Origin of the sequence: Pseudomonas sp. DR48 (assembly GCF_019823085.1) — a bacterium.
GTDB lineage: Bacteria > Pseudomonadota > Gammaproteobacteria > Pseudomonadales > Pseudomonadaceae > Aquipseudomonas.
The window spans coordinates 99,857-125,235 of the sequence record NZ_CP081946.1 but is presented as its reverse complement, the minus strand read 5'-3'; the positions used below and the strand labels follow the sequence as shown (position 1 = coordinate 125,235).

Below are 25,379 nucleotides of genomic sequence, written 5' to 3'. Positions count from 1 at the left end.
ACCGGCCATGGCGATTCCTCCGGGTGTCATGCCTAATCCTCCGGCATCAGCCTTTGATGGGGTGCATTGGCGTTCAGACCTGCGATGATGCTTTCATCCCATTTCCCGCGACTTTTTTGGTGAAGAGCTCCCATGTTGTTGACCCGTCATCTCGACGCCAATGCCACCCTGGTTTCGTTGATCCAACCGCTGACCACCCGCGACGGCTTTGCCCCTACGGCATTGCCGGGCGTGCAGGTTTTGCGCGCCAGTTGTGATGTGGCCCGTGGTCCACAGATCTACGAGCCGAGCCTGGTGATCATTGCCCAGGGCAGCAAACTGGCGTACCTGGGGCCGCGAACCCTGGAATATGGCGCCGGGCATTATCTGATCCAGGCATTGCCGGTGCCTTTCGAGTGCGAAACGTTTTCAGCGCCGGACGGGCCGATGCTCGGGGTTTCGATTGCCATTGATCGGGTCTTGCTCGGTGAGTTGGTGTTGGCCATGGGATTGGCGCCGGGGCGCAATATCGCTGCGCAAACGCCAGAGTCGATGGCCTCGGCCGTGCTCGACGATGACATGCGCGGTTGCGTGGAGCGGTTGTTGCGTTGTCTGCACGATCCGCAGGAATGCCAGATCATGGGGCCGGCGCGATTGCGCGAATTATTGTTCGTCGCGTTACGCGGTCCGCAAGCGGATGTATTGCGGGCACTGGTGGAGCAGCAGGGTCAGTTCGCCCGGATTGCGGCCTCGCTCAACCATCTGCACGGGCATTACACCGAGCCGCTGAACGTCGAGACGCTGGCCAGTTGCGCGAACATGAGTGCGTCGACCTTCCATGAGCATTTCAAACGCAGCACCTTGTTGTCGCCGGTGCAGTACTTGAAGCGCTTGCGCTTGCTCAAGGCGCAGCAATTGTTGCTCGCCGAAGGCCTGGGGGTGGCGCAAGCGGCGCATCGGGTGGGGTACCAGAGCACGTCGCAGTTCAGTCGCGAGTACAAGCGTTACTTCGAGCGCAATCCAGGAGATGAGCGGGCTGCCTGATTTTTCGCAGATCCCTGTGGGAGCGGGCTTGCTCGCGAAGGCGTTGTATCAGTCACGATTTGAGTCGACTGACATACCGTCTTCGCGAGCAAGCCCGCTCCCACTTTGGTTTTGGGTTGGGTTTGAATCGTGAGCAACAAAAAGGCCCCCGTTCGGGAGCCTTGATGTTCAGGCGTTCGGCTTACATGTTCGGGTAAGTCGGGCCGCCAGCACCTTCCGGCGCCACCCAGGTGATGTTCTGTGCAGGGTCCTTGATGTCGCAGGTCTTGCAGTGAACGCAGTTCTGGGCGTTGATCTGGAAGCGTTTTTCGCCGTCTTCCTTGGTCACCACTTCGTACACGCCAGCCGGGCAGTAACGCTGGGCGGGTTCATCGTACAGCGGCAGGTTCTTGCCGATCGGGATGCTCGGATCGGTCAGCTTCAGGTGGCACGGCTGTTCTTCTTCATGGTTGGTACCGGAGATGAACACCGAGCTGAGTTTGTCGAAGCTGATCTTGCCGTCGGGTTTCGGGTAGTCGATCTTCTTGCAGTCCGCCGCGAGCTTGAGGCACGCGTAATCCGGCTTGGTATCGTGCAGGGTGAACGGCAGTTTGCCGCCGAAAATGTTCTGGTCGAGCCAGTTGAAACCGCCGCCGACGATGGCGCCGAACTTGTGGATCGCCGGGCCGAAGTTGCGGCTGGCGAACAGTTCTTCGTAGAGCCAGCTCTTCTTGAACGCGTCGACGTAAGTGGTCAGTTCTTCGGTGCCGTCTTTCTCGGCGAACAATGCCTCGGCCACGGACTCAGCGGCGAGCATGCCGGACTTCATCGCCGTGTGGCTGCCTTTGATCTTGGCGAAGTTCAGGGTGCCCAGGTCGCAACCGATCAGCGCGCCGCCCTTGAACACCATCTTCGGCAGCGAGTTCAGGCCGCCTTTGCAGATGGCGCGTGCGCCGTAGCTGATGCGCTTGCCGCCTTCCAGGTACTGCTTGAGCACCGGGTGATGCTTGAGGCGCTGGAACTCGTCGAACGGCGACAGGTAGGTGTTGCTGTAGGAAAGATCGACAATCAGACCGACGACCACCTGGTTGTTTTCCAAGTGATAGAGGAACGAGCCACCGGTGTTCTCGGTGCCCATGATGTCCATCGGCCAACCGGCGGTGTGGACCACCAGGCCAGGCTGATGCTTGGCTGGGTCGACTTCCCAGATTTCTTTCAGGCCGATGCCGTAGTGCTGGGCGTCAGCCTCGCTGTCGAGATTGAAGCGCTTGATCAACTGCTTGCCGATGTGGCCACGGCAACCTTCGGCGAACAATGTGTACTTGCCACGCAGTTCCATGCCTGGGGTGTACAGGCCTTCTTTCGGGTGACCTTCGCGGTCAACGCCCAGATCACCGGTGATGATCCCGCGCACCACGCCGTTCTCATCGAACAGCGCTTCCTGGGCGGCGAAGCCCGGGTAGATTTCCACGCCCAGGTTCTCGGCCTGCTGGGCGAGCCAGCGGCACAGGTTACCCAGGGAAATGATGTAGTTGCCTTCGTTGTGCATGGTCTTGGGCACAAAGAAGTCTGGAATTTTTTGCGCGCTGTCGGCGTTCTTGAGAACGAAAATGTCATCGCGGGTGACTGGCGTATTCAGCGGGGCGCCGAGTTCTTTCCAGTCCGGGAACAATTCGTTCAGGGCGCGCGGTTCGAAAATCGCGCCGGAGAGGATGTGAGCACCGACTTCGGAGCCTTTTTCGACCACGCAGACGCTGATTTCCTTACCGGCTTCAGCGGCCTTCTGCTTCAAGCGGCAGGCGGCGGAAAGACCAGCGGGGCCGGCACCGACGATGACGACGTCGAATTCCATGTATTCGCGTTCCACAGGTTATCTCCTACTCAAGGCTCAACAGTTTTTTTTCTAATTGGAGGTTTGGTGTCGCATCCATGAATGACTGCTCAACGCACAGCACGGACAATCGATTGACCACCTTTCTCTTTGGGTGGCGCATTATATCTACACCACTCCTAGCGTCCAATACAAACGTTTGTTTGAATTGGCTCAAAGCCAGAGAAATCAAAGTCACGCGGCTTATGAACGGCCATTTTGCCGTATTGACCGGAATAAGCGTTCCGGTCAAGATACGGTCGGTTTTGCGCTCGCCGTAGGCTGACTGTTGGTATCAAGAGCACCTCTAAAGACAGGGCGATGGCAGTACAAGGTGATTTGTTGCGCAGGTTTGGCGCGCAGTTTACACGCCGCGATAATAAATGACTTGTCGGTCACCACTGACGAACGGTCATCTGCCTCGTGAGCAAGGTCACCCGATACACCTGCCAGCGTTTTTAGAGGTGCCCTTGCGCCGATGAGCATCAAACCGCCAGGTTCGCCTAGGCGACTTTCTTTTCACCGGAGAGTAACGAGGAATCCATGAAGGTTCTTGTAGCTGTCAAACGCGTTGTGGATTACAACGTCAAGGTTCGCGTCAAGGCGGACAATTCCGGCGTCGACCTCGCCAACGTCAAGATGTCGATGAACCCGTTCTGCGAAATCGCAGTGGAAGAAGCCGTACGCCTGAAAGAGAAAGGTGTTGCGACTGAAATCGTCGTCGTCTCCGTCGGCCCGTCCACCGCTCAAGAGCAACTGCGCACTGCGCTGGCTCTGGGTGCGGACCGTGCCATCCTCGTCGAATCCGCTGAAGATCTGACTTCCCTGGCCGTTGCCAAGCTGCTGAAGGCTGTTGTCGACAAGGAACAGCCTCAGCTGGTGATCCTTGGCAAACAAGCCATCGACAGTGATAACAACCAGACTGGCCAGATGCTCGCTGCATTGAGTGGCTACGGTCAGGGCACCTTCGCTTCGAAAGTCGAAGTGTCCGGCGACACCGTTGCCGTGACCCGCGAAATCGACGGCGGCGCGCAGACAGTTTCCCTGAAGCTGCCAGCCATCGTCACCACCGACCTGCGTTTGAACGAGCCGCGCTACGCGTCCCTGCCAAACATCATGAAAGCCAAGAAGAAGCCTCTCGAAGTGCTGACTCCGGACGCTTTGGGCGTTTCCACCGCCTCCACCAACAAGACCGTGAAAGTCGAAGCGCCAGCTGCACGCAGCGCGGGTATCAAGGTCAAGTCGGTGGCTGAACTGGTCGAGAAACTGAAAAACGAAGCGAAGGTAATCTGATCATGACTATCTTGGTAATCGCTGAACACGACAACAAGGTAGTGGCCCCGGCCACCCTGAACACCGTGGCTGCTGCCGTCAAAATCGGCGGTGATATCCATGTTCTGGTTGCCGGCCAGGGCGTTGGCGCCGTGGCTGAAGCCGCAGCGAAAATCGCTGGCGTGGCTAAAGTGCTGGTGGCCGACAACGCCGCCTACGCTCACCAGTTGCCGGAAAACGTCGCGCCTCTGGTCGCCGAGCTGGGCAAGGGCTACAGCCACATCCTGGCTGCCGCCACGTCCAACGGTAAAAACATCCTGCCGCGCGTTGCCGCACAGCTGGACGTTGACCAGATCTCCGAGATCATCTCGGTCGAAAGCGCTGATACCTTCAAGCGTCCGATCTACGCCGGTAACGCCATCGCCACCGTTCAATCGAACGCTGCCGTGAAAGTCATCACCGTGCGTGCCACCGGTTTCGACCCGGTTGCTGCCGAAGGTGGCTCCGCTGCTGTTGAAGCGGTTGCTGCTGCGCACGACGCTGGCACTTCGAGCTTCGTCGGCGAAGAACTGGCCAAGTCCGATCGTCCTGAACTGACTGCTGCCAAGATCGTCGTTTCCGGCGGCCGCGGCATGCAGAACGGCGACAACTTCAAACACCTGTACGCCCTGGCCGACAAGCTGGGCGCTGCCGTCGGTGCTTCGCGCGCCGCGGTCGACGCAGGTTTCGTACCCAACGACATGCAGGTCGGTCAGACCGGCAAGATCGTTGCTCCACAGCTGTACATCGCCGTCGGTATCTCCGGCGCGATCCAGCACCTGGCCGGCATGAAAGACTCCAAAGTGATCGTTGCGATCAACAAGGACGAAGAAGCGCCGATCTTCCAGGTGGCCGATTACGGCCTGGTGGCGGACTTGTTCGAAGCCATCCCTGAGTTGGAGAAGCTGGTCTAATCCGGCTGCTTCACTTATAAAGAGCCCGGCCTGTTGGTCGGGCTTTTTTTTGTTCTTTTGTAGGAGATGTCGAGTGAAACGAGGCTGCGATCTTTTGATCTTGGAATTCAAGCGGACCTGAAAGGATCGCAGCCTCGTTTCACTCGACAGCTCCTACAGCTGGCATAACCGGGATTGAGAGGAGTATTTGGCCATGGATCTGCGTCTGGTGTGGGGATTGCTGGGATTAGCGGTATTGCCGGCGCTGTCCAACGCCGCGGGCAAGTGCGAACGCCTGGTGGTGACCGGCAGTCCGGACGCGCCGCCTTACCTTTGGCAAGACCCGCAAGACCCCAGGCATTTGATTGGTGCCAGCGCTGACCTGTTGCAACAGGTGGCGGGGCAGATAGGCATCAAGGTCGAACTGCTTTATGCCGGCAAGCGCGCACAGGCACTGGATGAAGTGCGCAGCGGGCGCATGGACATGCTGGCCGACGCGCCTCTGACCGTCAGTGAGCTGGACACCCTGGACTACATCCATCCACCGCTGCTGGAAAATGATTATCTGGTCTGGACCCGCAAAGATTCGGCGCTGATCTATAACCAGGTGCAGGACCTCCACGGCCATCCCGGCGCACTGTCGGAAAAGTCTCGAATGACCCAGGCATTCGGCACTTTCGCCGAGCAGCAATTGACCCTCGTGCGCACTCCAAACCTGACCCAGGCCTTTCAGAAATTGCTGCTGGGTGAGGTGGAATTTGTCCTCGCCGGGCGCTACTCGGGCATGGCCGCCGCGCAGGCGCTGAGCATGGCCAATGACCTGATCCCTCGCCCGCAGCCGGTCGACAAGCCGGGCCTGTTCCTCGCGGTTTCCCACAACTCCGCCTGCAACGATCCTTGGTTGCGCGGACAGCTGGCCAAAAAGATGACAGAATTGCCCGCGTCCGGACTGACGGAGGCTGTGTTGCAACGCAACATCGAGCGCTGGAAAGCGCAGCAGCAACAACCGCAGCAACTGCCTGTCAGTACCCCAAAACAGTAGGGATTTTTAGTGAGTATTCGACCTCTTTTCGCTGCCCTGGCCGTTCTGGCTCTGGCGGGTTGTGCAGCCGATCCGGCGCCGAATGAACAAATACGCTTGACCGAACAGACCCTCTTACAAGCCAAGGCCGTTGGCGCCAACGCCGACGATGTGCCGGAACTGAAGCTGGCCGAAGAAAAGTTTTCTCGCGCCCAGGGCGACATGGCCGATCATTCCTACAAGCATGCGCGCATGCGGGCCGAACAGGCCGAGCTGGATGCACGCCTGGCTGAAGCGAAGGTGCTGACCCTCAAGAGCGAGGAGCAGTTGAACGTGCTCAACACCCGCATCACTCGTCTGCGCAAGCAACTGGGAGATGCCCAATGAGCCTCACGTCCAAAGCACTCGGCGGTTTGATCCTGGCAGGTTGCGCGAGCCTTTATGGTTGCGCCGGTCAACACAGCGAGACCGCGCTGCAGCAAGCCGGCCAAGACTTCCAGAAGGTCAAGGAAGACTCCAACGTGCTGCGCATCGCTCCCAAGGATGTGATCCGCGCCGGCGAATCCCTGGCCCGCGCCGACCGGCTTTCCAGCTATTGGGGCAGCGGCGCGGACGTGGTGCATTACGCCTACCTGAGCCAGCGCTACAGTGAAATCGCGCGTGAACACACCAATCAAGTGCTCAACGAAGAGCGCGCGACGAAGCTTGAACTGGAGCGTCAACGCCTGCAATTGGCCTTGCGTGAGTCCAAGTTGCTCAGCGTGCAGCAGCAGGGCAAGTGGCTCGAAGAACAGATCGTTGCAATGGCGACCACGCAGACCGATCGCGGTCTGGTGATGACCCTGGGTGACGTGCTGTTCGATACGGGTGAGGCGGAGTTGAAGAACTCGGCGAACCGTGTGGTCCTCAAAATCGTGCAATTCCTGCAACTCAATCCCAAGCGTGTAGTTCGCATCGAGGGCTACACCGACAGCACTGGCGGCAAGCAGGAGAACCTCAAGCTGTCCCTTGACCGCGCACAATCGGTAGCGGATGTGCTGATGGATCTGGGTATCGACGATAAACGTATCAAAGTCGAAGGCTACGGCGATGAATACCCGGTGGATGTGAACGCTTCCGAGCGTGGTCGCGCGCAGAACCGACGGGTGGAAATTGTGTTCTCCGACGAAAAAGGCCAGCTCGGCGCCGCTCGCTAAAGGCTGCGTCACTGGAAAACCCGGCCTGCCTGTCAGCGCCGGGTTTTTTTACGCCTGCCAATAGCTTCACAAAGCAGTACAGTTTTTGCTGACACTGCACTGTACGGTCGACTATTGTGGCAACTGTCCCAGTACACTTCTAAACTGTTCCGGTATTGTTTCACACAAGAATAAAATGCCCGTGAAATCGAGTGCTGCGTCATGACCAATCTCTTGCTCTACCAACGTATTGCTCAGCAACTGGCCGAAGACATCCGTCGTGGCGTCTATCAGCCGGGGGAGCGCGTGCCTTCGGTACGCAAGATGAGCTCGCAGCTCAACGTCAGTCATGCGACCGTGTTGCAGGCTTACGCCAACCTTGAGGATCAAGGGCTGATCCGCGCCCGACCCCAGTCCGGTTACTACGTACACCAGACGCCGGCCCTGACCGCGCCGACGCCGGATATCGCCCGGGTCGAGCGCCCGGGCCTGGTCACGCGCAGCAGCATCATTCAACAGGTACTGGTCGAGTCGCGCCGCGAGGGCGTTTTCCCCTTGGGGGCGGCGGTGCCGAGCGTCGACTATCTGCCGGTCCGCGCCTTGCACCAGCAGTTGGCCAAAGTCACCCGTTTCCATAGCCCGCGGGCTTTCAGCTACATGTTCAGCCCCGGTTTCGAACCGTTGCGCCGACAGGTGGCGATCCGCATGCGCGATGCCGGCGTAGTGGTCGACCCCTCCGAGGTAGTGATCACCCACGGTTGCGTTGACGCGTTGCAGATGTCACTGCGCGTGCTGACCCGGCCTGGCGACCTGATCGCCGCCGAATCACCGACCTATTACGGATTGCTGCAACTGGCCGACCTGCTGGGCCTCAAAGTCATTGAAATCCCCAGCGATCCGGCGACCGGCATGAGCCTGGAAGCCCTGCAATTGGCGGCCAACCAGTGGTCGATCAAGGCGCTGGTGCTCACCACGCGTCTGAGCAATCCACTGGGCGGCACCATGCCTGAAGAGCGGCAGAAGCAACTGCTGCGCCTGGCCTCGGATTTCGATATCCAGATCGTCGAAGACGACATTTATGGCGAGCTGATGTTTGAGCAAGGGCGCACTAAGTCTCTGAAAGCCTATGACCGGCTGGATCGCGTGATTTATTGCTCAAGCTTCTCCAAAACCCTGTCACCGGGCGTGCGCATCGGCTGGATGATCGCCGGCAAGTATCAGCAGGAAATTCAGCGTTTGCAGACCTTCAGCACGCATTCGGCGTGCAGCGTCACGCAAATGGGGATAGCCGCTTACCTGGAGAACGGCGGTTACGACCGTCACCTGCGCTACATTCGTCAGGAATATCGCAAGAACCTCAGCGCTTTCCAGCTGGCCGTGCAGCAGTATTTCCCGGAAGGCACGCAAATGACCCGGCCTACCGGCGGTTTCATTCTATGGGTCAGTCTGCCGGGGCGGGTCAACACTCAGGAACTGCATGTGCGTGCTTTGCAGCAAGGCATCAGCATCGCGCCGGGGTTGATTTTCAGTAATACCGAGCAGTTCAATCACTGTATTCGGCTGAACTGTGGCACGCCGTGGAACCGTGAAGCCGAACGTGCATTGATGACATTGGGAATGTTGGCAACTCAACTTTGCCAGGAGATGGCCGGCGGCATTTAAAGGGACGGACTGGTCAGGCCTGTCCATGCTTGTCTTGTTGCGCGCAACAAGCGAGCATATGGCCCTCTGCCGTTAGCCCTGTTGGGTCCATGAAACCGATTTATCCTGCCGTCTGGCTGTCGTTATGCCTGTTGATGACCTTTCACGCCGAAGGCGTCATGGGCGCTTCCGTTCAGGAAAAACCGGCCGCCAGCACATCCTCGAAGAAAGCAGCACCTGTAAAAAAAGTCGCGCCGGTGAAAAAGAAGCCGACGGTGAAAAAGCGTCCGCCCATTGCCTCCAAGTCGAAACCGGCCAGCGAAGTGGTGAAAACCCAACTTCCTCCGGTCAAACTGGACTTGAGCTTGCCGCAAGGCATGGTTGAAGAGCTGAAACCGATCGGAACGGTGCCGTTGCCCCGGCACGATGCAGTGTTGCCACAAATGTTTGGTGACAAGGCGAACAGCAGCCCGTTTCAACTTAACGGCCGTCTGCTTAATAACGAGATGCAGTTGCAACGACGTAACGACGAACGCCGGGATGTCGAAGGTGCAGCACTGGATTTCGAGTTCAAGCAGTAAACGACGCTGATTCGTGACCCGCGGCCCAGACACTTTGTCGGAGACTGGTCAGTCACGCTCCTTTGAGTGCAAAAACCCCGGTCCAGGTAATTTTAAACGGCTGTTTTAGCGGTTACTCTGTGCCTCGTCCATTAACACATTGCCCCGCGAGGAGCTTTTCGTCATGAAGTGCCGTGAAGGCTGTGGCGCCTGTTGCATTGCCCCTTCCATCAGTTCACCGATTCCCGGCATGCCCAATGGCAAAGCCGCTGGCGAACGTTGTATTCAGCTATCTGTCGATAACTTGTGTCGCATTTTCGGTATGCCGGAGCGTCCTGCGGTCTGCTCGGCATTTGCAGCCGATGTCGAAGTCTGCGGAAGCAGCCGTGACGAAGCGATCAAGTTGCTGGGTTGGTGGGAGCAAGTAACGGCGGCGTGATGTGTTCAACGAACGGAACTTCAACAATAAGGAATAAGACTATGGGTTCGCTGCATCGTATGGCTGTGCTGTCTGGTTTGACGCTGGTGCTGGCCACCTCGGCGGCACACGCCGAAGACTGGAAGGTTGCCAAGAACGAAGACGGTATCAAAGTATCCTTGAGTGAAGTGCCCGGCTCTGACTACAAGGCCTATCAAGGCGTTACGTTGATGAAAACCACCGTTGCCAAACTGCGTGCATTGCAGGAAGACGTGGCGGGTGCCTGCGCCTGGATTCACGATTGCAAGACCCAGAAACTGCTCAAGCACGAAGGCGATCAGAACTGGACCTACACCCAGTTCAATACCCCATGGCCAGTGACTCCGCGTGATTCGGTGTTGCATGTCACCACCGTTGAAGGCGCCGACGGCAGCCTGACGCGCAAACTCGAAGGCGTGCCGAAATACATTCCGGAAGAAAAAGGTTTCGTGCGGGTTACCAAGGTCGAGGGTTTCTGGAAGTTCGTACCCAAGGGTGATCAGGTGGAAGTGACTTACCAGGTGCACACCGAGCCGGGCGGCAGCATCCCGTCGATAGTGGCCAACAAGTTCGTGGTCGATGCACCGTTCAACACGCTCAAAGCCCTGAAGCAACGCGCCGAGAAGTAATCGCGCGGCGTTTCAGGTAACGCCCCGGGTTTTTCGGGGCGTTTGCGTTTCTGATGACGGTAAAAAGGGTTTATTTTGTTTCTGGATATACGTTGCACGAAATTTTCACAAAGCCTCCAAGACAATCCGCCCGCTCAGCTTGCCAAACAGTAATCATTGGCAATGAGGTGGGTGATCGTGCAACATTTGCGCACCGCGCAAGCCCCGGGGCCGAGAACTGGCCAACAGAGGGCAGGGCGCCACTTTATTTTTGTAACTTCAACTTCCAATGGGTCCTAAAACGACATGGCAAACCCGGATGCCCTGAATCAGCAGCGAGCTTCTAGTCGCCTGCTGCAACCGACCGTCAAATCGCATATGGCCTACACGCTGCTGTGCGCTTTTGTCATGATGGTCATGTTCAGCCTGCTGCGCGTTGCGCTGCTGGTCTACAACCGCTCGATGATTCTTGATACACCGGCCTCGACCTTCCTTGAAGCGTTCGCCAACGGCCTGCGTTTCGACCTGCGTCTGGTGGTCTACCTCATCGTTCCGTTGCTGCTGGCGTTGTTCAGTGCACGGGCCATGGCGGCACGCGGTTTTTTCCGCCTTTGGCTCACCGTCGCTTCGAGCATCGCGTTGTTCCTCGGCTTGATGGAAATGGACTTCTACCGCGAATTCCACCAGCGCCTCAACGGTCTGGTCTTCCAGTATGTGAAGGAAGACCCGTCTACCGTCATGAGCATGCTCTGGTATGGTTTTCCGGTGGTTCGCTACCTGCTGGCCTGGGCCTTCGGCACGCTGATCCTGACCCTCGCGTTCAAGGGCGCGGACCGCGCGACCCGGCCTCGTGGCCCATTCAGCGGCGGCAGCATCGGCACGCGCCAGATCGCCCCGTGGTATGCACGCATCGCGGTATTCGTGGTTTGCCTGATGATGTGCGTAGTTGCCGCCCGCGGTACTCTGCGTCAGGGGCCGCCATTGCGTTGGGGTGACGTCTACACCACCGACTCGAACTTCGCCAACCAGTTGGGCCTCAACGGCACGTTGCAACTGATTGCCGCCGCCAAGAGCCGGATGTCGGACGAGCGCAGCAACATCTGGAAAGCCACGCTGGACCAGCCGCTGGCCCAGCAGACCGTACGCGACATGTTGCTGACACCGAGCGACAAACTGGTTGATGCAGATATTGCCGCAGTCCGTCGCAACTTCACCCCGAATGCCGACAAGACCCTGCCGATCAAGAACGTCGTGGTGATCCTGATGGAAAGCTTCGCCGGTCACTCGGTAGGCGCATTGGGACGTCCGGGTAACATCACGCCTTCGTTCGATGCACTGTCCAAAAACGGTCTGTTGTTCGATCGCTTCTTCTCCAACGGCACGCATACCCACCAGGGCATGTTCGCGACCATGGCCTGCTTCCCGAACCTGCCGGGTTTCGAATACCTGATGCAGACCCCGGAAGGCAGTCACAAACTGTCAGGCCTGCCGCAGTTGCTCAGCGCCCGTGACTACGACGATGTGTACGTCTACAACGGCGATTTCGCCTGGGACAACCAGTCGGGCTTTTTCAGCAACCAGGGTATGACCAACTTCATCGGGCGTAACGACTTCGTTAATCCGGTGTTCTCCGACCCGACCTGGGGTGTGTCCGACCAGGACATGTTCAACCGTGGCCTGGAAGAGTTGAAAGCGCGTGATGGCAAGGAGAAGAAACCGTTCTATGCCTTGTTGCAAACCCTGTCCAACCACACGCCATATGCCTTGCCAACGCCGTTGCCGGTCGAGCGCGTCACTGATCGTGGCACCCTTAACGAGCACCTGACCGCCATGCGCTACTCTGACTGGGCGCTGGGGCAGTTCTTCGAGAAGGCGCGCAAAGAACCGTACTTCAATGAGACGCTGTTCGTGATCGTCGGCGACCACGGTTTCGGCAACGAGCAGCAGATCACCGAAATGGACCTGGGGCGCTTCAACGTTCCGATGCTGATGATCGCGCCGGGCATTCAGGACAAATTCGGTAAGGTCGACCACACCGTGGGCACTCAGATCGATATCGTGCCGACCATCATGGGCCGTGTCGGTGGCGACGTGATTCATCAATGCTGGGGTCGTGACTTGCTGAACCTGCCGGAAGGCGACAAGGGTTTTGGCGTGATCAAACCTTCGGGCAGCGATCAAACCGTAGCGTTGCTCACAGCGGATCGTATACTGGTCCTGCCCAAAGATATGCCGCCCAAGTTGTATCAATACGAGCTGGGCGCCAATCCTAAAGGTGACGTGATTCCCGAGTCGGCCGATGAAGCAGCCCTCAAGCAGAAACTTGAAGCGTTCTTGCAGACCGCGACCAAGAGCCTGCTCGACAACACCGCCGGTGTGGTAGACGGCAAGCCGGATTAAATTTTCGGCAATAAAAAAGAGGCCCTTTTTCAAGGGCCTCTTTTTTTGCCTGTCAGATCGTTAGATCTTGCCGAGTAACAGCAGAATCAACAGCACTACCAACACCACGCCGATGATACCCGACGGGCCATAACCCCAACTTCTGGAGTGTGGGAAGACCGGCAAACCACCTACCAGTAGAAGAATCAGAATAACGATAAGAATTGTGCCCATGTCTATTTCCTTGTTGGAAGTGTTTCGAAGTGACCTAGCTTTAAACTGTCAGCTGGAAAGCATTTAATTCAAGCTGCTTATAAAGTCGGACTGGCGCGCGGGTCAGAAAATTCCAAGTTTTTTTAATGTTTTTCGAAGATAGGCTTATTTCGTTTTTGCAACGTTAATTGATGCAGGCTCGCCGTGGTTTGCTCGGGCCATTCAGCAATTTGATGGAGCGTGGGTCGGGCAATGTCCTTCGCTACACTCAGCGCATCTTTCCCGGAACGACAAGGCTGTTTGCTATGCAAAATCGCATGATGATCACTGGCGCAGGCTCAGGCCTGGGTCGCGAAATCGCGCTGCGCTGGGCGCGTGAAGGCTGGCAGCTGGCCTTGTCGGATGTCAGCGAGCCTGGCCTGCAAGAGACCCTCAAACTGGTCCGGGAAGCCGGCGGTAACGGTTTTATCCAGCGTTGCGATGTGCGCGATTACAGCCAGCTGACCGCGTTCGCCCAAGCGTGCGAAGAGAAACTGGGCGGCATCGATGTCATCGTCAACAACGCGGGCGTAGCCTCGGGCGGTTTCTTCAGTGAGCTGTCACTTGAAGACTGGGATTGGCAAATCGCGATCAACCTGATGGGCGTGGTCAAGGGCTGCAAGGCTTTCCTGCCGCTGTTGGAAAAAAGCAAAGGCAAGATCATCAACATTGCTTCGATGGCCGCCCTGATGCAAGGTCCGGCCATGAGCAACTATAACGTGGCCAAAGCCGGCGTCGTGGCATTGTCAGAAAGCTTGCTGATCGAATTGGCACAGCAGGAAGTGGGCGTGCATGTGGTCTGTCCTTCGTTCTTCCAGACCAACCTGCTCGACTCCTTCCGTGGCCCGACCCCGGCCATGAAAGCCCAGGTCGGCAAACTGTTGGAAAGCTCGCCGATCACCGCGACCGACATTGCCGATTACATCTACGAGCACGTTGCCGCTGGCGAATTCATGATCCTGCCCCACGAACAGGGCCGCATGGCGTGGGCGCTCAAGCAGAAGAATCCACAACTGCTCTACAACGAAATGACCGTCATGGCCGACAAAATGCGCGCCAAGGCCAAACAAAGCGCGGGCTGAACTTGCCCCTGCGCAATACCCTCGTTAGGGTGGCCGCAATCGGCCATCCTCGCGAGACGTTTGCATGCTCAATTACTTGTGGTTTTTCCTCGCGGCGCTGTTTGAAATCGCCGGTTGCTTCGCGTTCTGGATGTGGCTTCGTCAAGGTAAAAGCGCCTTGTGGGTCGTGCCGGCGCTGCTCAGCCTGACCTTGTTTGCGGTGTTGTTGACCCGGGTCGAAGCGACTTACGCCGGCCGCGCCTATGCCGCTTACGGGGGCATCTACATTGTCGCGTCGATCGGCTGGCTGGCGGTGGTCGAGCGGATTCGTCCCTTGGGCTCGGACTGGCTGGGTGTGGCGTTGTGTGTGATCGGGGCCAGCATCATTTTGTTCGGCCCGCGCTTCTCCGCCTCCTGATGCTGCATTGAGCCGATTTGTCAGACGTTTCCGTCGGGGGGAATCGTAGTGCGCTGTAGGGCGGGACTGATTTGCCTTCGCTGCATTGAAGACCCGCTGTGCGACGGGCATCTTCAAGGGCCGGTAACCCTGAAGGATGAATGCCATGCTTGTACTCAGCCGCGTTGTGGGCGAGATGATTTCCATCGGTGACAACATTTCCGTACGCATCCTTGCCGTCAATGGAGGCAGCGTGCGTTTCGGCGTCGAAGCCCCCCAGAGCGTCAATGTCCATCGCGCCGAAGTCTATGAGCGCATCCAGATCAAACTGGCCAAAAACAAGGGTCGTTGAAGGGCTCAGTCGAACAGGTGCTTGGGCACATCATGCTTGAGCATCAACTGGCATTGCTCGCTCTCCGGATCGAAGACAATCAGTGCCTGACCCTTGGTCAGCGCCTGGCGAACGCGTAATACGCGGGTTTCCAGCGGCGTGTCATCGCCGTTGTCCGTACCGTCACGGGTCACGAAATCCTCGATCAGGCGGGTCAGGGTGTCGACTTCTAGTTGGTCGTAGGGAATCAGCATAGGCACCTCGGTTTGACAATGGCGCGATGCTACGGCGAATGATGGGTGGCGGCTAGCCTAAGCCCATTCATTGCCCGACCTGCCGCCTTCGCGAGCAAGCCCGCTCCCACAGTTGATCGCATTCCATTGTGGGAGCGGGCTTGCTCGCGAAGGCGATATTCCTCGCGCCCATAATCGCAAGTCGGGACTCAACTCTCTGAGCGCTGCCCAACGAGGCTATCCACCGACGGCACCCGCGTGTCGCTTTCCATCTGCGCGTCGTGCTCGATCTGATGACTGAACCGGTCCAGCGATCCCTTCGCCGGCTGAGCATCACTGGCAAATACCGGCGGACTCAGAATATAGGCACCCAGCAACCGGCTGAGCGCAGCCAGGCTGTCGATGTGCGTACGTTCATAGCCGTGAGTGGCGTCACAGCCGAAGGCGAGCAGGGCGGTGCGAATGTCGTGGCCGGCCGTCACTGCCGAATGCGCGTCGCTGAAGTAATAACGGAACAAGTCGCGACGCACCGGCAGCTCGTTTTCACTGGCTAATCGAAGCAGGTGCCGCGACAGGTGATAGTCATAGGGGCCGCCGGAATCCTGCATGGCGACGCTCACCGCGTGCTCGCTGGAATGCTGGCCGGGGGCGACCGGTGCGATGTCGATGCCGACGAATTCGCTGACGTCCCAGGGCAATGCCGCCGCTGCGCCGCTGCCGGTTTCTTCGGTGATGGTGAACAGGGGATGGCAGTCGATCATCAACTCTGCGCCGCTGTCGACGATCGCTTTCATCGCCGCCAGCAGTGCCGCAACGCCGGCCTTGTCGTCCAGGTGGCGAGCACTGATGTGGCCGCTTTCGGTGAACTCGGGCAGCGGGTCGAAGGCGACAAAATCGCCCACGCTGATGCCCAGTGAGTCGCAATCGGCACGGGTCGCGCAGTAAGCGTCCAGGCGCAATTCAATGTGATCCCAACTGATCGGCATCTCATCCACCGCCGTGTTGAACGCGTGCCCGGAGGCCATCAACGGCAATACGCTGCCACGGATCACGCCGTTGTCAGTGAACAGACTGACGCGGCTGCCCTCGGCAAATCGGCTGGACCAGCAACCGACCGGCGCCAAGGTGAGTCGACCATTGTCTTTCACGGCACGCACCGCCGCACCGATGGTGTCGAGGTGGGCCGAAACCGCGCGGTCAGGGCTGTTTTTCTTGCCCTTGAGCGTTGCGCGGATCGTACCGCGCCGGGTCATTTCGAACGGAATGCCCAGTTCTTCAAGGCGCTCGGCTACGTAACGCACAATGGTGTCGGTGAACCCGGTCGGGCTGGGAATGGCGAGCATTTCAAGCAAGACTTTCTGCAGATAGTTGAGATCCGGTTCGGGGATTTTGCTGGTCATGGAAACTCCTGATGAGTTGTGCGCATCGATGGTTTCGATGAGAGGAAGGAATTTTTGTCGACTGTTCGGCCGTCTTCGCGAGCAAGCCCGCTCCCACATTTGACCGCGTACCCCTGTGGGAGCGGGCTTGCTCGCGAAGGCGCCCTGACAGGCACTACTTCATTAAGAAACCGCCGGCTGACTGTGCGGAAACAACAAATCCACGAACCGCTCAGCCGTCGGCTGCGGTTCATGATTAGCCAGTCCGGCGCGCTCGTTGGCTTCGATGAATACGTATTCCGGCTGATCCGCCGCAGGCACCAACAGGTCGAGCCCGACCATTGGAATGTCCAGCGCCCGCGCGGCACGCACGGCGGCATCCAACAGGGTCGGATGCAGGATCTCCGTGACGTCCTCAAGGACGCCACCGGTATGAAGATTCGCCGTGCGCCGTACGAACAGATGCTCGCCGGCCGGCAGAATGCTGTTGTAGTCGTAACCCGCCGCCTGCAAGGTGCGCTCGGTCTCGTGGTCCAGAGGGATTTTGCTTTCACCGCTGGTAGCGGCCTGCCGACGGCGACTCTGGGCCTCGATCAGCGCACCGATCGAATGCTGGCCATCGCCGACCACTTCTGCCGGTCGACGAATGGCCGCCGCGACCACTTCAAAACCAATCACCAGAATCCGCAGATCAAGGCCTTCGTGGAAGCTTTCCAATAACACACGGCTGTCGAACTGGCGGGCCGCTTCGACGGCTTGCTGAATGTCCTCGATGGTCTGCAGGTCCACGGCAACGCCTTGACCCTGTTCACCATCCAGAGGTTTGACCACCACCCGCTCGTGCTCATCGAGAAAGGCCAGGTTGTCATCGGCATTGCCCGCCAGTTGCTGGGACGGCAGGTTCAGTCCGGCGGCCTTGAGCACTTTATGCGTCAGGCTTTTGTCCTGGCACAGGCTCATGCTGATGGCGCTGGTCAGGTCACTCAGCGATTCGCGACAACGTACGCGACGTCCGCCATGACTGAGGGTGAACATGCCGGCATTGGCATCATCGACCTGTACATCGATGCCACGGCGATGGGCTTCCTCGACGATGATTCGCGCATACGGATTGAATTCCGCTTCCGGACCCGGACCGAGAAACAACGGCTGGTTGATGCCATTCTTGCGCTTGATGGCAAAGGTCGGGAGGTTGCGGAAACCGAGCTTGGCATAAAGACTCTTGGCCTGACGATTGTCGTGCAGCACCGACAGGTCGAGGTAGCTCAGGCCGCGGCTCATTAAGTGTTCGATCAGGTGGCGCACCAGCACTTCACCGACGCCGGGCCGCGAGCAGTGCGGATCCACCGCCAGGCACCAAAGGCTGCTGCCGTTTTCCGGGTCGTTGAAGGCCTTGTGATGATTGAGGCCCATGACACTGCCAATGATTGCGCCGCTGTCCTCATCTTCAGCGAGCCAATACACCGGGCCACCTTGATGGCGCGGCGTCAGCAGGTGGGCATCGATGGGCAACATGCCGCGTGCGTGGTACAGCTGATTGATCGCCTGCCAGTCTGTTTCGCTCTGGGCGCGGCGAATCCGGAAACCACGAAACACGCGCGTTGACTGACGGTAATCGCTGAACCACAGACGCAAGGTGTCGGACGGGTCGAGGAACAATTGAGCCGGCTCCAGCCCCAGCACTTGCTGAGGGGCGGCGACGTACAGCGCAATGTCTCGCTCGCCCGGCTGCTCATTGAGCAGCTCCTGGGCGAGGCTCGCCGGATCAGGAAAGGTGTGGCCGATCAGCAACCGGCCCCAGCCGCAATGCACCGCAATGGGCGCGGTGCCCAGTTCACTGCCATCCTCGGCCAGGCGCGCCTGCAAGCGTTCATAAGTGGGCGACTGACCGCGCAACAAGCGTTGGCTATACGCCGTAGCGTTAGGTTTCATCGATCAGATTCCTTGTTCACTGAGCCACAGGTTGAGGGCCGCCAACTGCCACAGCTTGGAGCCGCGCAACGGGGTCAACTGGCCTTGCGGATCGGTCAGCAGGCGGTCAAGCATGGCCGGGTTGAACAGGCCGCGATCCTGACTCGGATCCAGCAGCAGTTCACGGACCCAGTTCAGCGTGTCACCTTGCAAGTGCTTGAGGCCCGGCACCGGAAAGTAACCTTTCTTGCGATCAATCACTTCGCTTGGAATGACCAGTCGCGCCGCTTCCTTCAGTACCTGTTTGCCACCGTCCGGCAGTTTGAATTTACCCGGCACGCGGGCCGACAATTCCACCAGTCGATAGTCCAGAAACGGTGTGCGCGCTTCCAGGCCCCACGCCATGGTCATGTTGTCGACGCGTTTGACCGGGTCGTCCACCAGCATGATCGTGCTGTCCAGGCGCAGGGCCTTGTCGACGGCGGCATCGGCACCGGGCTGTGCGAAATGTTCCTTCACGAAGTCGCCTGCGGCGTCATTTGCCGTCAGCCATTTCGGCTGCACCGTGGCGGCGTAGTCTTCATAGCTACGGTCGAAAAATGCTTCGCGGTAGGCGGCATACGGATCGGCGGCGCCGTCGACTTGCGGATACCAGTGATAACCGGCAAACAGCTCATCCGCACCCTGGCCGCTCTGCACCACTTTGCAATGCTTGGCCACTTCCCGGGACAGCAGGTAGAAGGCGATGCAGTCATGACTGACCATCGGCTCGCTCATGGCGCGGAACGCCGCGGGCAGTTGCTCGATGATCTCTTTTTCGTCGATGCGTAGTTGATGGTGTTGCGTGTTGTAGTGCTTGGCGATCAGGTCCGAATACTGGAATTCGTCGCCGCGCTCGCCGCCGGCATCCTGGAAACCGATGGAGAACGTCGACAGGTTTTCGACGCCGACTTCGCGCAACAGGCCGACCAGCATGCTCGAATCGACGCCGCCGGAAAGCAGGACGCCGACGTCGACCGCTGCCCGTTGACGGATCGCTACGGCATCACGGGTGCTGTCGAGGACACGGTCACGCCAGTCTTCGAGCGTCAGGTTCATCTCGTCGGCGTGCGGGCCGTAGGGCAGGGTCCACCAGGTTTTCTGTTCGGTACGACCGTCCGCCTCGATGCGCATCCAGGTCGCGGGCGGTAGTTTTTCAATGCCTGCCAGCAAGGTGCGCGGCGCCGGGACCACCGCATGAAAGTTCAGGTAGTGATTGAGCGCCACCGGATCAAGGACCGGATTGATATCGCCGCCCTTGAGCAGTGCCGGCAAAGCGGAAGCAAAACGCAGGCGCTGGCCGGTACGCGACAGGTACAGCGGCTTCACGCCGAGACGGTCGCGGGCGATGAACAGGCGTTGGGCGTCACGTTCCCAGATAGCGAACGCGAACATGCCGTTGAGTTTGGGCAGCAGCGCTTCACCCCAGGCGTGATAGCCCTTGAGCAGCACTTCGGTGTCGCCACCGGAATAGAAGGCATAGCCGAGACTTTCGAGCTCGGTGCGCAGTTCCGGGAAGTTATAGATCGCGCCGTTGAAGGCCAGAGACAGGCCCAGTTGGTTGTCGATCATTGGCTGCGCCGAGCCGTCCGACAGGTCCATGATTTTCAGGCGACGATGGCCCAGGGCAATCGGCCCTTGGGCATGAAAACCCCATGCGTCAGGGCCACGTGGGGCTAGGTGATGGGTGATCCGTTCAACGGCCGCCAGGTCCGCAGGTTGATGATCGAAGCGTAACTCGCCAGCTAATCCGCACATAAATTCCTTACCGGTTATTCCGTTGGGGAGGGTCAATCGATAGTCGGCCAAAGTGCCGGGTACTCAGAAACTGACCCGGTGAAATCCTGTGAGTTTTAGATCGATAAGTAATAAGGGTTGGAGCTCAAGGGGCTGCCTTTAACTCAAAATGCGCAGTCGCGTGCGGTACATAGTTAGGTTATGTATGGACAATGTTGCTAGTTAAGTGGCTGAAACACCTTGGTTTTTGCGTTATTCATTGGCCGATGCATTCGCTACGGTAGGGGCTCTTTTGTATGCAATAAGGAACATTGCGTATGCCCGTGAAGGACCCCATTGTTGCGGCGATCAAGCCGTTCACGACCACAGACCGGCTCGCCGCCTTGATGCTGATGACCGGCGATCTGGAAACCGCCGAATCTCTGCAAAAGAGCCTTCCTGTGTGGCTCGCTGATGCAACGCCGGAAAAAATCGTGGCGTTTGCAGCCGCCCTGCATGAACTTCAAGCCTGTCAGCTCAAAGTCCAGCCGGCGCTTGATCGGCTCAAGCCACTGGACGAATTCTGTCGCGTTGAACTGACCGAGGCGCTGACGCGGCAATACGGCGTTGTATTCGATGTCGAGCATGATGGCGTCGAGCTACCGGGTTTTGACTGTGGTTGCGCCGGATCCACCTCGCCCGATGATGCTGAAAAACTGAATGTGATCGCCAAGCGCAGCCTGTTGCAGGCGGCGATGCACAACTTCACCGAGGATGAAACCGAGGACGATGGCTTTCCTGCCGGCTCGATCGTACGTGTGGCTTCTACCCCCAAGGGCGTTCCACGGCTGACGCCCGAGGCCTTTGCCAAGGTGTGTCGCGATCTTGATCTGGGTCAGCGATATCAGCGTCATTTCGATGCGACGTTCACGGCAGGCGCGCTCGACGCTGATATCCGCCAGCTCAAATGGAGTGCCCTGAAAGTCGATGCGCACACTGCGTACTTGAAAGGGCACATTGGCGAATCGGCTTTTCAGATGTTTGAAAACCTGGCATTGACCAGTGGCACCGGTACTGCGCCGGGTATTACCCCGATTCTTTACGAGACCGTACCGGTTCAATTGCAAGGGCTGGAGATGTTCGGCATGTGCCTGTGGGGCGTGGTGATCTTTTCAAAGCGCTCGCTCAAGGACCATCCCGTGGACGCGTGCGTTGTGTACATGCCCAACGAGCCAACTCGGCCGATTTACGAATACACCACGTTCGCGCTGTTCCAGTGGTATTTGGGTCAGCAACTGAAGGTCAGTGCCTATGCCGATTTTTTTGCCGGCTACATTGATGAAAGCAACAGGACCGATTTTTTTACCTCCCTCGCCAACACCGAACCTTGGGCGCTCGACACGCCAGCCATCCCTTCGACGCTGTTGAGTTTCCTCTATCAAAGCCACTTCACGAAGATGAAAAGCCATGCCCTGGTATTGGCGGTACCGACTGCGCAGGTAGACGCCGAAGTCCGTCAGAAACGGCTGCTGGATTACGAAGAAGCAGGCTTGTTGATCGCAAACATCGCCGGACTGTTTGTCCCGGTGCTGGGGCAGTTGATGATGGGTGTCGCCGTCGGACAACTGCTGGGTGAGGTTTACGACGGCATTGAAGACTGGCGCCATGAGGACAAGGTTGGCGCGGTGGGGCATTTGCTCAATGTGGCCGAAAATATTGCGATGATGGCGGCGTTTGCGGCCGGCACCAAGGCCATCGGTTCGTTGATCAAGCGGACCGTTGCGGCGCATCCGGATTTTTTCAGTCGCTTTATCGCCGTCGAAAACACGGCAGGGAAACCGCGACTCTGGAAGCCGGACATAGAACCGTACCAGCAGGCAACGACTGTCGGGGTGAACGCCGACGCCGAAGGGTTCTATCGGGTCAACGCGCGGCGTTTTGTCAGGATTGATGGTTGCACTTATGAAGTTGCTTTCGATTCATCCGAGGGCAAGTGGCGCGTCAGGCATCCTGTGCGTAGCGATGCTTTTTCGCCGATCGTCGAGCACAACGGCGAGGGTGGCTGGCGTTTTGCGCATGAACAGCCGCAAACGTGGAGCAGCGGCGCCTACGCACTGAAACGTATCGACCCGCGCCTGGCCGTACTCGACGAAGAGCGTCTGGAAACCATCCGCAAAATCACCGATAACCCGGTCACCCGGTTGAATCACCTGTGTGAAGAAAACCAAAGGCTGCCCGCCCGATTGAAAGATTGCATCGAACGGTTTCGGATCGAGCAGTATTTGAGTGATTTCATTGCCGACATGCAGGCCGCAGACGTGGCAAATGCCGGTCATGCTCAGGCACAACTGCACACCTTGCCGTCTCTGCCCGGTTGGCCTGCGGAGCGCTACATCGAAGTGCTCGATGACGAACGCAAGGTTACGGCGATGTACCCGCCTACGACACTCGTCGCTGACGAGGAGTTGAGTGTTGAGGTGACCCAAGCGCAGTTGAACAACGGCGAACTGCTTGAGACGGTCGTTGCGGGTCTGTACCCGCGTGAAGTCGATGCGTTGCTGGGCGCAGGCGTCGTCAAGGGTAACGAAAGTAAAGCGTTGGCGAAAAAACTCGGGGCTGCGATCAAGTCCGATCGCCAGTCTGTGTTCAGGCACCTCTATCAACGCTATGAACAGAACGGCATCGGCGATGTGCAAAAAATACGCGGTGTTTTCCCCGAACTTCCCGTTGGCCTGGCGCAGGAGTTGATCGAGGGGGCAACCAGCACCGAACGTTTGCACCTGCGAACCACTGGACGGGTACCAATGGGCATGGCGCAAAAGGTTCGCCGAGCAGTGGCCGACGTACGACTCGACCGTGCGTTGTCTGGGCTCTATTTGCCCGATATCGCAGAGATCGATTCCCAAAAGCTGGCGATTCAACTGCTACCGCGATTGAGCGGCTGGAGCAACACGCTGCGCCTGGAACTGCGTCAAGGATCGTTGACCGGTTCGTTGTCGGCCAGTGCCGGTAAAGTGGACGCGACGCTCAAACGGATCATCGTTCGCAGTGCGACCGGTTATGAAGCGTTCACCGCAGAGGGTCAATCGCTGGGCGTTGCTGCCAGCGGATCAAGCGGTTTTTACCAGTCGATTCTGCGCGCCATACCTCAGGGTCAGCGTACTGCCATGGGCATCGTAAATCTTGAAGAGAGCGAAGGCGTGCGCCTGCGTCGTGATTTGCTGAACAAGGGTCTTGAGGATCGACCCGTCACCGAGCGTGTATTTACTGGTGCGGCCCTTGATGAGACGGTCTCGTCAGCGTCGTGCATGCCGGCCGATGCGCCGGTGCCGGGTTCGACCCACCCTCGGGCGCTGGTGCGCAAAGTCCAGAAACTGTATCCGCTATTTTCCGACGGCCAGGCTCATACGTTTCTGGACGGATTGGGCAGCGATCATCTGACGCGGGCGAAAGAAGTCAAAACTCTACAGCAGGCATTGAAGACATTGCGTCGGTCGCTTGAAGTCTGGAGCAGCGATGAGAGTGGGCTGAACTCGACAGCCGAAAAGGTTGAGCGACGCCATAGCCGTCGACAGGTGTCTGACATTATCGAACACTGTTGGCGACGCCTGAGTTTTCTGCGCAATGAAAAAGGTATGTCGGAGCAAGGTTTCAAGCTCGACGGGATGCGCGTGGGCAAACTGCCGATTTTGCCACCTCAGCTGAATTTCGATCACGTGGAGTCGCTGTCACTCAAGAATATGGAGCTGGATAACGACGTCGCTTATTTCATCAAGGCATTCAGCAAGGTCGAGTCGCTGAATATCAATGACAACAAGCTGACCCAGTTACCCGAAGTGCTCTCGGTAATGCCGAACCTCAAGCAACTGAGTTTGGCCAACAATGACCTGCAATTGACCGAGCAGACCCTGAAAAAGCTGTCCGGGATGCGTACGCTTGAAAACCTCAATCTGAGCGCCAACCGAAGGCTTGGCGCCACGCTCGACGTAGGCAAGCAGTTCGACTTGCGATACCTGTCGTTGCGCGATACCCGTGCCACTGAGCTGCCGAAAAACCTGTCGCGCTTACCCAATCTGGAGCGGGTGGATTTGCGCGATAACGAGATCAAAATGCTGCCGGACTGGTTGTTCAACACCCCCCGACAGTTCAGTGAGGCGCTCAACGTGCGACACAACCCGCTTTCCGGCGCCAGTCGTTCCCAGCTCCAGCGTTACCGTGACCGGATCGGAATCGGCATGGGTTATCTCGAAGACGATATTGAACGCTTGAATGAACAGCGAGCCCGGGAACTCTGGTTACCGCAAGAGTGGGCATCACCTGCGCGCACCTCAACCTGGACGGCGATCAAAGACGATCCCGCCGCGGATGGTCTGTTTCGATTGCTGGCCGAGCTGGGCGATACCGCCGATACCGAACATGTGCGCGAGGACATGACCCATCGAGTCTGGAGCGTGCTGGAGGCTGCCGAGGCGGACACGCCAATACGCGAGCAGGTGTTTGAGTTGGCGGCCAATCCAATCAACTGCACGGATTCAGCGGCGTTGAACTTCAGTCACCTGGAAGTCGCGGTGGAAGTGGACAGGGTGATCAGTTCGGCCACTGCCGCGCACTCGGCGGCGGCACAGTTGTTGAAGCTGGGACGCGGCCTGTTTCGACTCGATCAATTGGATCAGATTGCCCAGAAGCACATTGCGCAGGATCCCAAGGCAGACCCGCTTGAAGTCAGCCTTGCCTTTCGTACCGGGCTGGCACAGACCTTCGAGCTGCCGGGGCAACCGAAGCATATGCGCTATGCAACGTTGAGTGGTGTGTCGCAAGCCATGCTCGATAATGCGGAGCGAACCATCAAAAACGCTGAACTGTCGCCGGCCTTCATGCGGTTCCTGATACGCCAGCCGTTCTGGACCGATTACCTTGGTCGCCATTACCCGCGAAGCTTAGCGGCGCTCAACGTGACTTACCCGGCGAAGATGCAGGCGGTGTTCGAGAAGGCGGACACCCTCTCGACGGCCGACTATCTGCTCCAGGTGTCGGTGATCAAGGCTGAAAAGGAAGCCGCGCAGAACGCCGTGTTCGAGCAGTTGACCCAGGCCGCATTGAGAATTGACGACCTGGGCATCTGTGCGCTGCCGGGCAGTTGAGG

Annotated in this window: 21 protein-coding genes; 15 read left to right on the top strand and 6 right to left on the bottom strand. The window is 58.4% G+C overall.

Features of this window, described 5'->3' with window-relative positions; translation table 11 throughout:
- Positions 1-132: 132 nt before the first annotated feature.
- The gene (locus K5K95_RS00505; RefSeq protein ID WP_090186679.1) at positions 133-1,023 is read left to right on the top strand and encodes an AraC family transcriptional regulator; all 891 of its coding nucleotides are present in this window, start codon (positions 133-135) and stop codon (positions 1,021-1,023) included.
- Positions 1,024-1,204: 181 nt separating this feature from the next.
- Here K5K95_RS00505 and K5K95_RS00500 read toward each other — a convergent pair whose 3' ends face one another.
- Positions 1,205-2,869, bottom strand: coding sequence for an electron transfer flavoprotein-ubiquinone oxidoreductase (locus K5K95_RS00500; protein WP_222587964.1), 1,665 nt, complete (start codon positions 2,867-2,869; stop codon positions 1,205-1,207).
- A 546-nt stretch (positions 2,870-3,415) separates the two neighbouring features.
- On the opposite strand from K5K95_RS00500, the gene K5K95_RS00495 reads away from it, so the two are divergent.
- From K5K95_RS00495 to K5K95_RS00450, 10 genes are all read left to right on the top strand, one after another.
- A complete protein-coding gene (locus K5K95_RS00495) occupies positions 3,416-4,165 on the top strand; it encodes an electron transfer flavoprotein subunit beta/FixA family protein (protein ID WP_090186674.1) in 750 nt (249 codons plus the stop codon).
- Positions 4,166-4,167: 2 nt separating this feature from the next.
- Entirely contained in the window at positions 4,168-5,097 is a 930-nt protein-coding gene (locus tag K5K95_RS00490; protein ID WP_222587963.1) for an electron transfer flavoprotein subunit alpha/FixB family protein, read from the top strand.
- A gap of 193 nt (positions 5,098-5,290) precedes the next feature.
- Complete coding sequence (locus K5K95_RS00485; protein WP_222587962.1) at positions 5,291-6,118, top strand: substrate-binding periplasmic protein; 828 nt, start codon at positions 5,291-5,293, stop codon at positions 6,116-6,118.
- 9 nt (positions 6,119-6,127) lie between these two features.
- Positions 6,128-6,484: a DUF4398 domain-containing protein gene (locus K5K95_RS00480; RefSeq protein ID WP_222587961.1), complete on the top strand. Its 357-nt coding sequence runs from the start codon at positions 6,128-6,130 to the stop codon at positions 6,482-6,484.
- The gene (locus tag K5K95_RS00475; protein ID WP_222587960.1) at positions 6,481-7,293 is read left to right on the top strand and encodes an OmpA family protein; all 813 of its coding nucleotides are present in this window, start codon (positions 6,481-6,483) and stop codon (positions 7,291-7,293) included. The genes K5K95_RS00480 and K5K95_RS00475 overlap by 4 nt, the downstream gene beginning before the upstream one ends.
- Positions 7,294-7,494: 201 nt before the next feature.
- Positions 7,495-8,934: a PLP-dependent aminotransferase family protein gene (locus tag K5K95_RS00470; RefSeq protein ID WP_059406834.1), complete on the top strand. Its 1,440-nt coding sequence runs from the start codon at positions 7,495-7,497 to the stop codon at positions 8,932-8,934.
- 89 nt (positions 8,935-9,023) lie between these two features.
- Positions 9,024-9,494, top strand: coding sequence for a translation initiation factor 2 (locus K5K95_RS00465; RefSeq protein ID WP_222587959.1), 471 nt, complete (start codon positions 9,024-9,026; stop codon positions 9,492-9,494).
- A 163-nt stretch (positions 9,495-9,657) separates the two neighbouring features.
- A complete protein-coding gene (locus K5K95_RS00460; RefSeq protein WP_222587958.1) occupies positions 9,658-9,912 on the top strand; it encodes a YkgJ family cysteine cluster protein in 255 nt (84 codons plus the stop codon).
- A gap of 41 nt (positions 9,913-9,953) precedes the next feature.
- Entirely contained in the window at positions 9,954-10,559 is a 606-nt protein-coding gene (locus tag K5K95_RS00455) for an START domain-containing protein (RefSeq protein ID WP_222587957.1), read from the top strand.
- Between the two features lie 285 nt (positions 10,560-10,844).
- Complete coding sequence (locus K5K95_RS00450; protein WP_222587956.1) at positions 10,845-12,938, top strand: LTA synthase family protein; 2,094 nt, start codon at positions 10,845-10,847, stop codon at positions 12,936-12,938.
- Positions 12,939-12,998: 60 nt separating this feature from the next.
- On the opposite strand, the gene K5K95_RS00445 is transcribed toward K5K95_RS00450, so the two are convergent.
- The gene (locus tag K5K95_RS00445; protein ID WP_169858239.1) at positions 12,999-13,157 is read right to left on the bottom strand and encodes a DUF3309 family protein; all 159 of its coding nucleotides are present in this window, start codon (positions 13,155-13,157) and stop codon (positions 12,999-13,001) included.
- 278 nt (positions 13,158-13,435) lie between these two features.
- Between K5K95_RS00445 and K5K95_RS00440 the strand changes: the two genes are divergently transcribed.
- The 3 genes from K5K95_RS00440 to csrA all read left to right on the top strand — a co-directional run bounded on the left by K5K95_RS00440 (position 13,436) and on the right by csrA (position 14,979).
- A complete protein-coding gene (locus K5K95_RS00440) occupies positions 13,436-14,251 on the top strand; it encodes an SDR family oxidoreductase (protein ID WP_222587955.1) in 816 nt (271 codons plus the stop codon).
- Between the two features lie 64 nt (positions 14,252-14,315).
- Positions 14,316-14,648: a YnfA family protein gene (locus tag K5K95_RS00435; RefSeq protein ID WP_222587954.1), complete on the top strand. Its 333-nt coding sequence runs from the start codon at positions 14,316-14,318 to the stop codon at positions 14,646-14,648.
- 145 nt (positions 14,649-14,793) lie between these two features.
- Positions 14,794-14,979, top strand: coding sequence for a carbon storage regulator CsrA (gene csrA / locus K5K95_RS00430; RefSeq protein ID WP_222587953.1), 186 nt, complete (start codon positions 14,794-14,796; stop codon positions 14,977-14,979).
- Between the two features lie 5 nt (positions 14,980-14,984).
- On the opposite strand, the gene K5K95_RS00425 is transcribed toward csrA, so the two are convergent.
- The 4 genes from K5K95_RS00425 to K5K95_RS00410 form a co-directional block, all read right to left on the bottom strand.
- Positions 14,985-15,212 (bottom strand): YheU family protein, encoded by a 228-nt coding sequence (locus K5K95_RS00425; RefSeq protein ID WP_007945785.1) that lies wholly within the window; start codon positions 15,210-15,212, stop codon positions 14,985-14,987.
- Between the two features lie 188 nt (positions 15,213-15,400).
- Entirely contained in the window at positions 15,401-16,591 is a 1,191-nt protein-coding gene (locus K5K95_RS00420; protein WP_090186641.1) for an osmoprotectant NAGGN system M42 family peptidase, read from the bottom strand.
- A gap of 162 nt (positions 16,592-16,753) precedes the next feature.
- Positions 16,754-18,502, bottom strand: coding sequence for an N-acetylglutaminylglutamine synthetase (ngg, locus tag K5K95_RS00415; protein ID WP_222587952.1), 1,749 nt, complete (start codon positions 18,500-18,502; stop codon positions 16,754-16,756).
- Positions 18,503-18,505: 3 nt separating this feature from the next.
- Positions 18,506-20,278, bottom strand: a complete 1,773-nt coding sequence (locus K5K95_RS00410; RefSeq protein WP_222587951.1) for an N-acetylglutaminylglutamine amidotransferase — start codon at positions 20,276-20,278, stop codon at positions 18,506-18,508.
- A gap of 296 nt (positions 20,279-20,574) precedes the next feature.
- Here K5K95_RS00410 and K5K95_RS00405 point away from each other — a divergent pair, with 296 nt between their 5' ends.
- The gene (locus tag K5K95_RS00405) at positions 20,575-25,377 is read left to right on the top strand and encodes an NEL-type E3 ubiquitin ligase domain-containing protein (RefSeq protein WP_222587950.1); all 4,803 of its coding nucleotides are present in this window, start codon (positions 20,575-20,577) and stop codon (positions 25,375-25,377) included.
- Positions 25,378-25,379 lie beyond the last annotated feature (2 nt).

Excerpts from the sequence above, each read along its gene's own strand:
- K5K95_RS00450 (WP_222587956.1), top strand. The coding sequence starts at position 10,845 with ATGGCAAACCCGGATGCCCTGAATCAGCAGCGAGCTTCTAGTCGCCTG.
- K5K95_RS00475 (WP_222587960.1), top strand. The coding sequence starts at position 6,481 with ATGAGCCTCACGTCCAAAGCACTCGGCGGTTTGATCCTGGCAGGTTGC.
- K5K95_RS00425 (WP_007945785.1), bottom strand. The coding sequence starts at position 15,212 with ATGCTGATTCCCTACGACCAACTAGAAGTCGACACCCTGACCCGCCTG.
- K5K95_RS00405 (WP_222587950.1), top strand. The coding sequence starts at position 20,575 with ATGCCCGTGAAGGACCCCATTGTTGCGGCGATCAAGCCGTTCACGACC.
- K5K95_RS00505 (WP_090186679.1), top strand. The coding sequence starts at position 133 with ATGTTGTTGACCCGTCATCTCGACGCCAATGCCACCCTGGTTTCGTTG.
- K5K95_RS00465 (WP_222587959.1), top strand. The coding sequence starts at position 9,024 with ATGAAACCGATTTATCCTGCCGTCTGGCTGTCGTTATGCCTGTTGATG.
- K5K95_RS00410 (WP_222587951.1), bottom strand. The coding sequence starts at position 20,278 with ATGTGCGGATTAGCTGGCGAGTTACGCTTCGATCATCAACCTGCGGAC.
- K5K95_RS00495 (WP_090186674.1), top strand. The coding sequence starts at position 3,416 with ATGAAGGTTCTTGTAGCTGTCAAACGCGTTGTGGATTACAACGTCAAG.
- K5K95_RS00460 (WP_222587958.1), top strand. The coding sequence starts at position 9,658 with ATGAAGTGCCGTGAAGGCTGTGGCGCCTGTTGCATTGCCCCTTCCATC.
- csrA (WP_222587953.1), top strand. The coding sequence starts at position 14,794 with ATGCTTGTACTCAGCCGCGTTGTGGGCGAGATGATTTCCATCGGTGAC.
- K5K95_RS00485 (WP_222587962.1), top strand. The coding sequence starts at position 5,291 with ATGGATCTGCGTCTGGTGTGGGGATTGCTGGGATTAGCGGTATTGCCG.
- K5K95_RS00440 (WP_222587955.1), top strand. The coding sequence starts at position 13,436 with ATGCAAAATCGCATGATGATCACTGGCGCAGGCTCAGGCCTGGGTCGC.
- K5K95_RS00470 (WP_059406834.1), top strand. The coding sequence starts at position 7,495 with ATGACCAATCTCTTGCTCTACCAACGTATTGCTCAGCAACTGGCCGAA.
- K5K95_RS00455 (WP_222587957.1), top strand. The coding sequence starts at position 9,954 with ATGGGTTCGCTGCATCGTATGGCTGTGCTGTCTGGTTTGACGCTGGTG.
- K5K95_RS00435 (WP_222587954.1), top strand. The coding sequence starts at position 14,316 with ATGCTCAATTACTTGTGGTTTTTCCTCGCGGCGCTGTTTGAAATCGCC.
- ngg (WP_222587952.1), bottom strand. The coding sequence starts at position 18,502 with ATGAAACCTAACGCTACGGCGTATAGCCAACGCTTGTTGCGCGGTCAG.
- K5K95_RS00490 (WP_222587963.1), top strand. The coding sequence starts at position 4,168 with ATGACTATCTTGGTAATCGCTGAACACGACAACAAGGTAGTGGCCCCG.
- K5K95_RS00420 (WP_090186641.1), bottom strand. The coding sequence starts at position 16,591 with ATGACCAGCAAAATCCCCGAACCGGATCTCAACTATCTGCAGAAAGTC.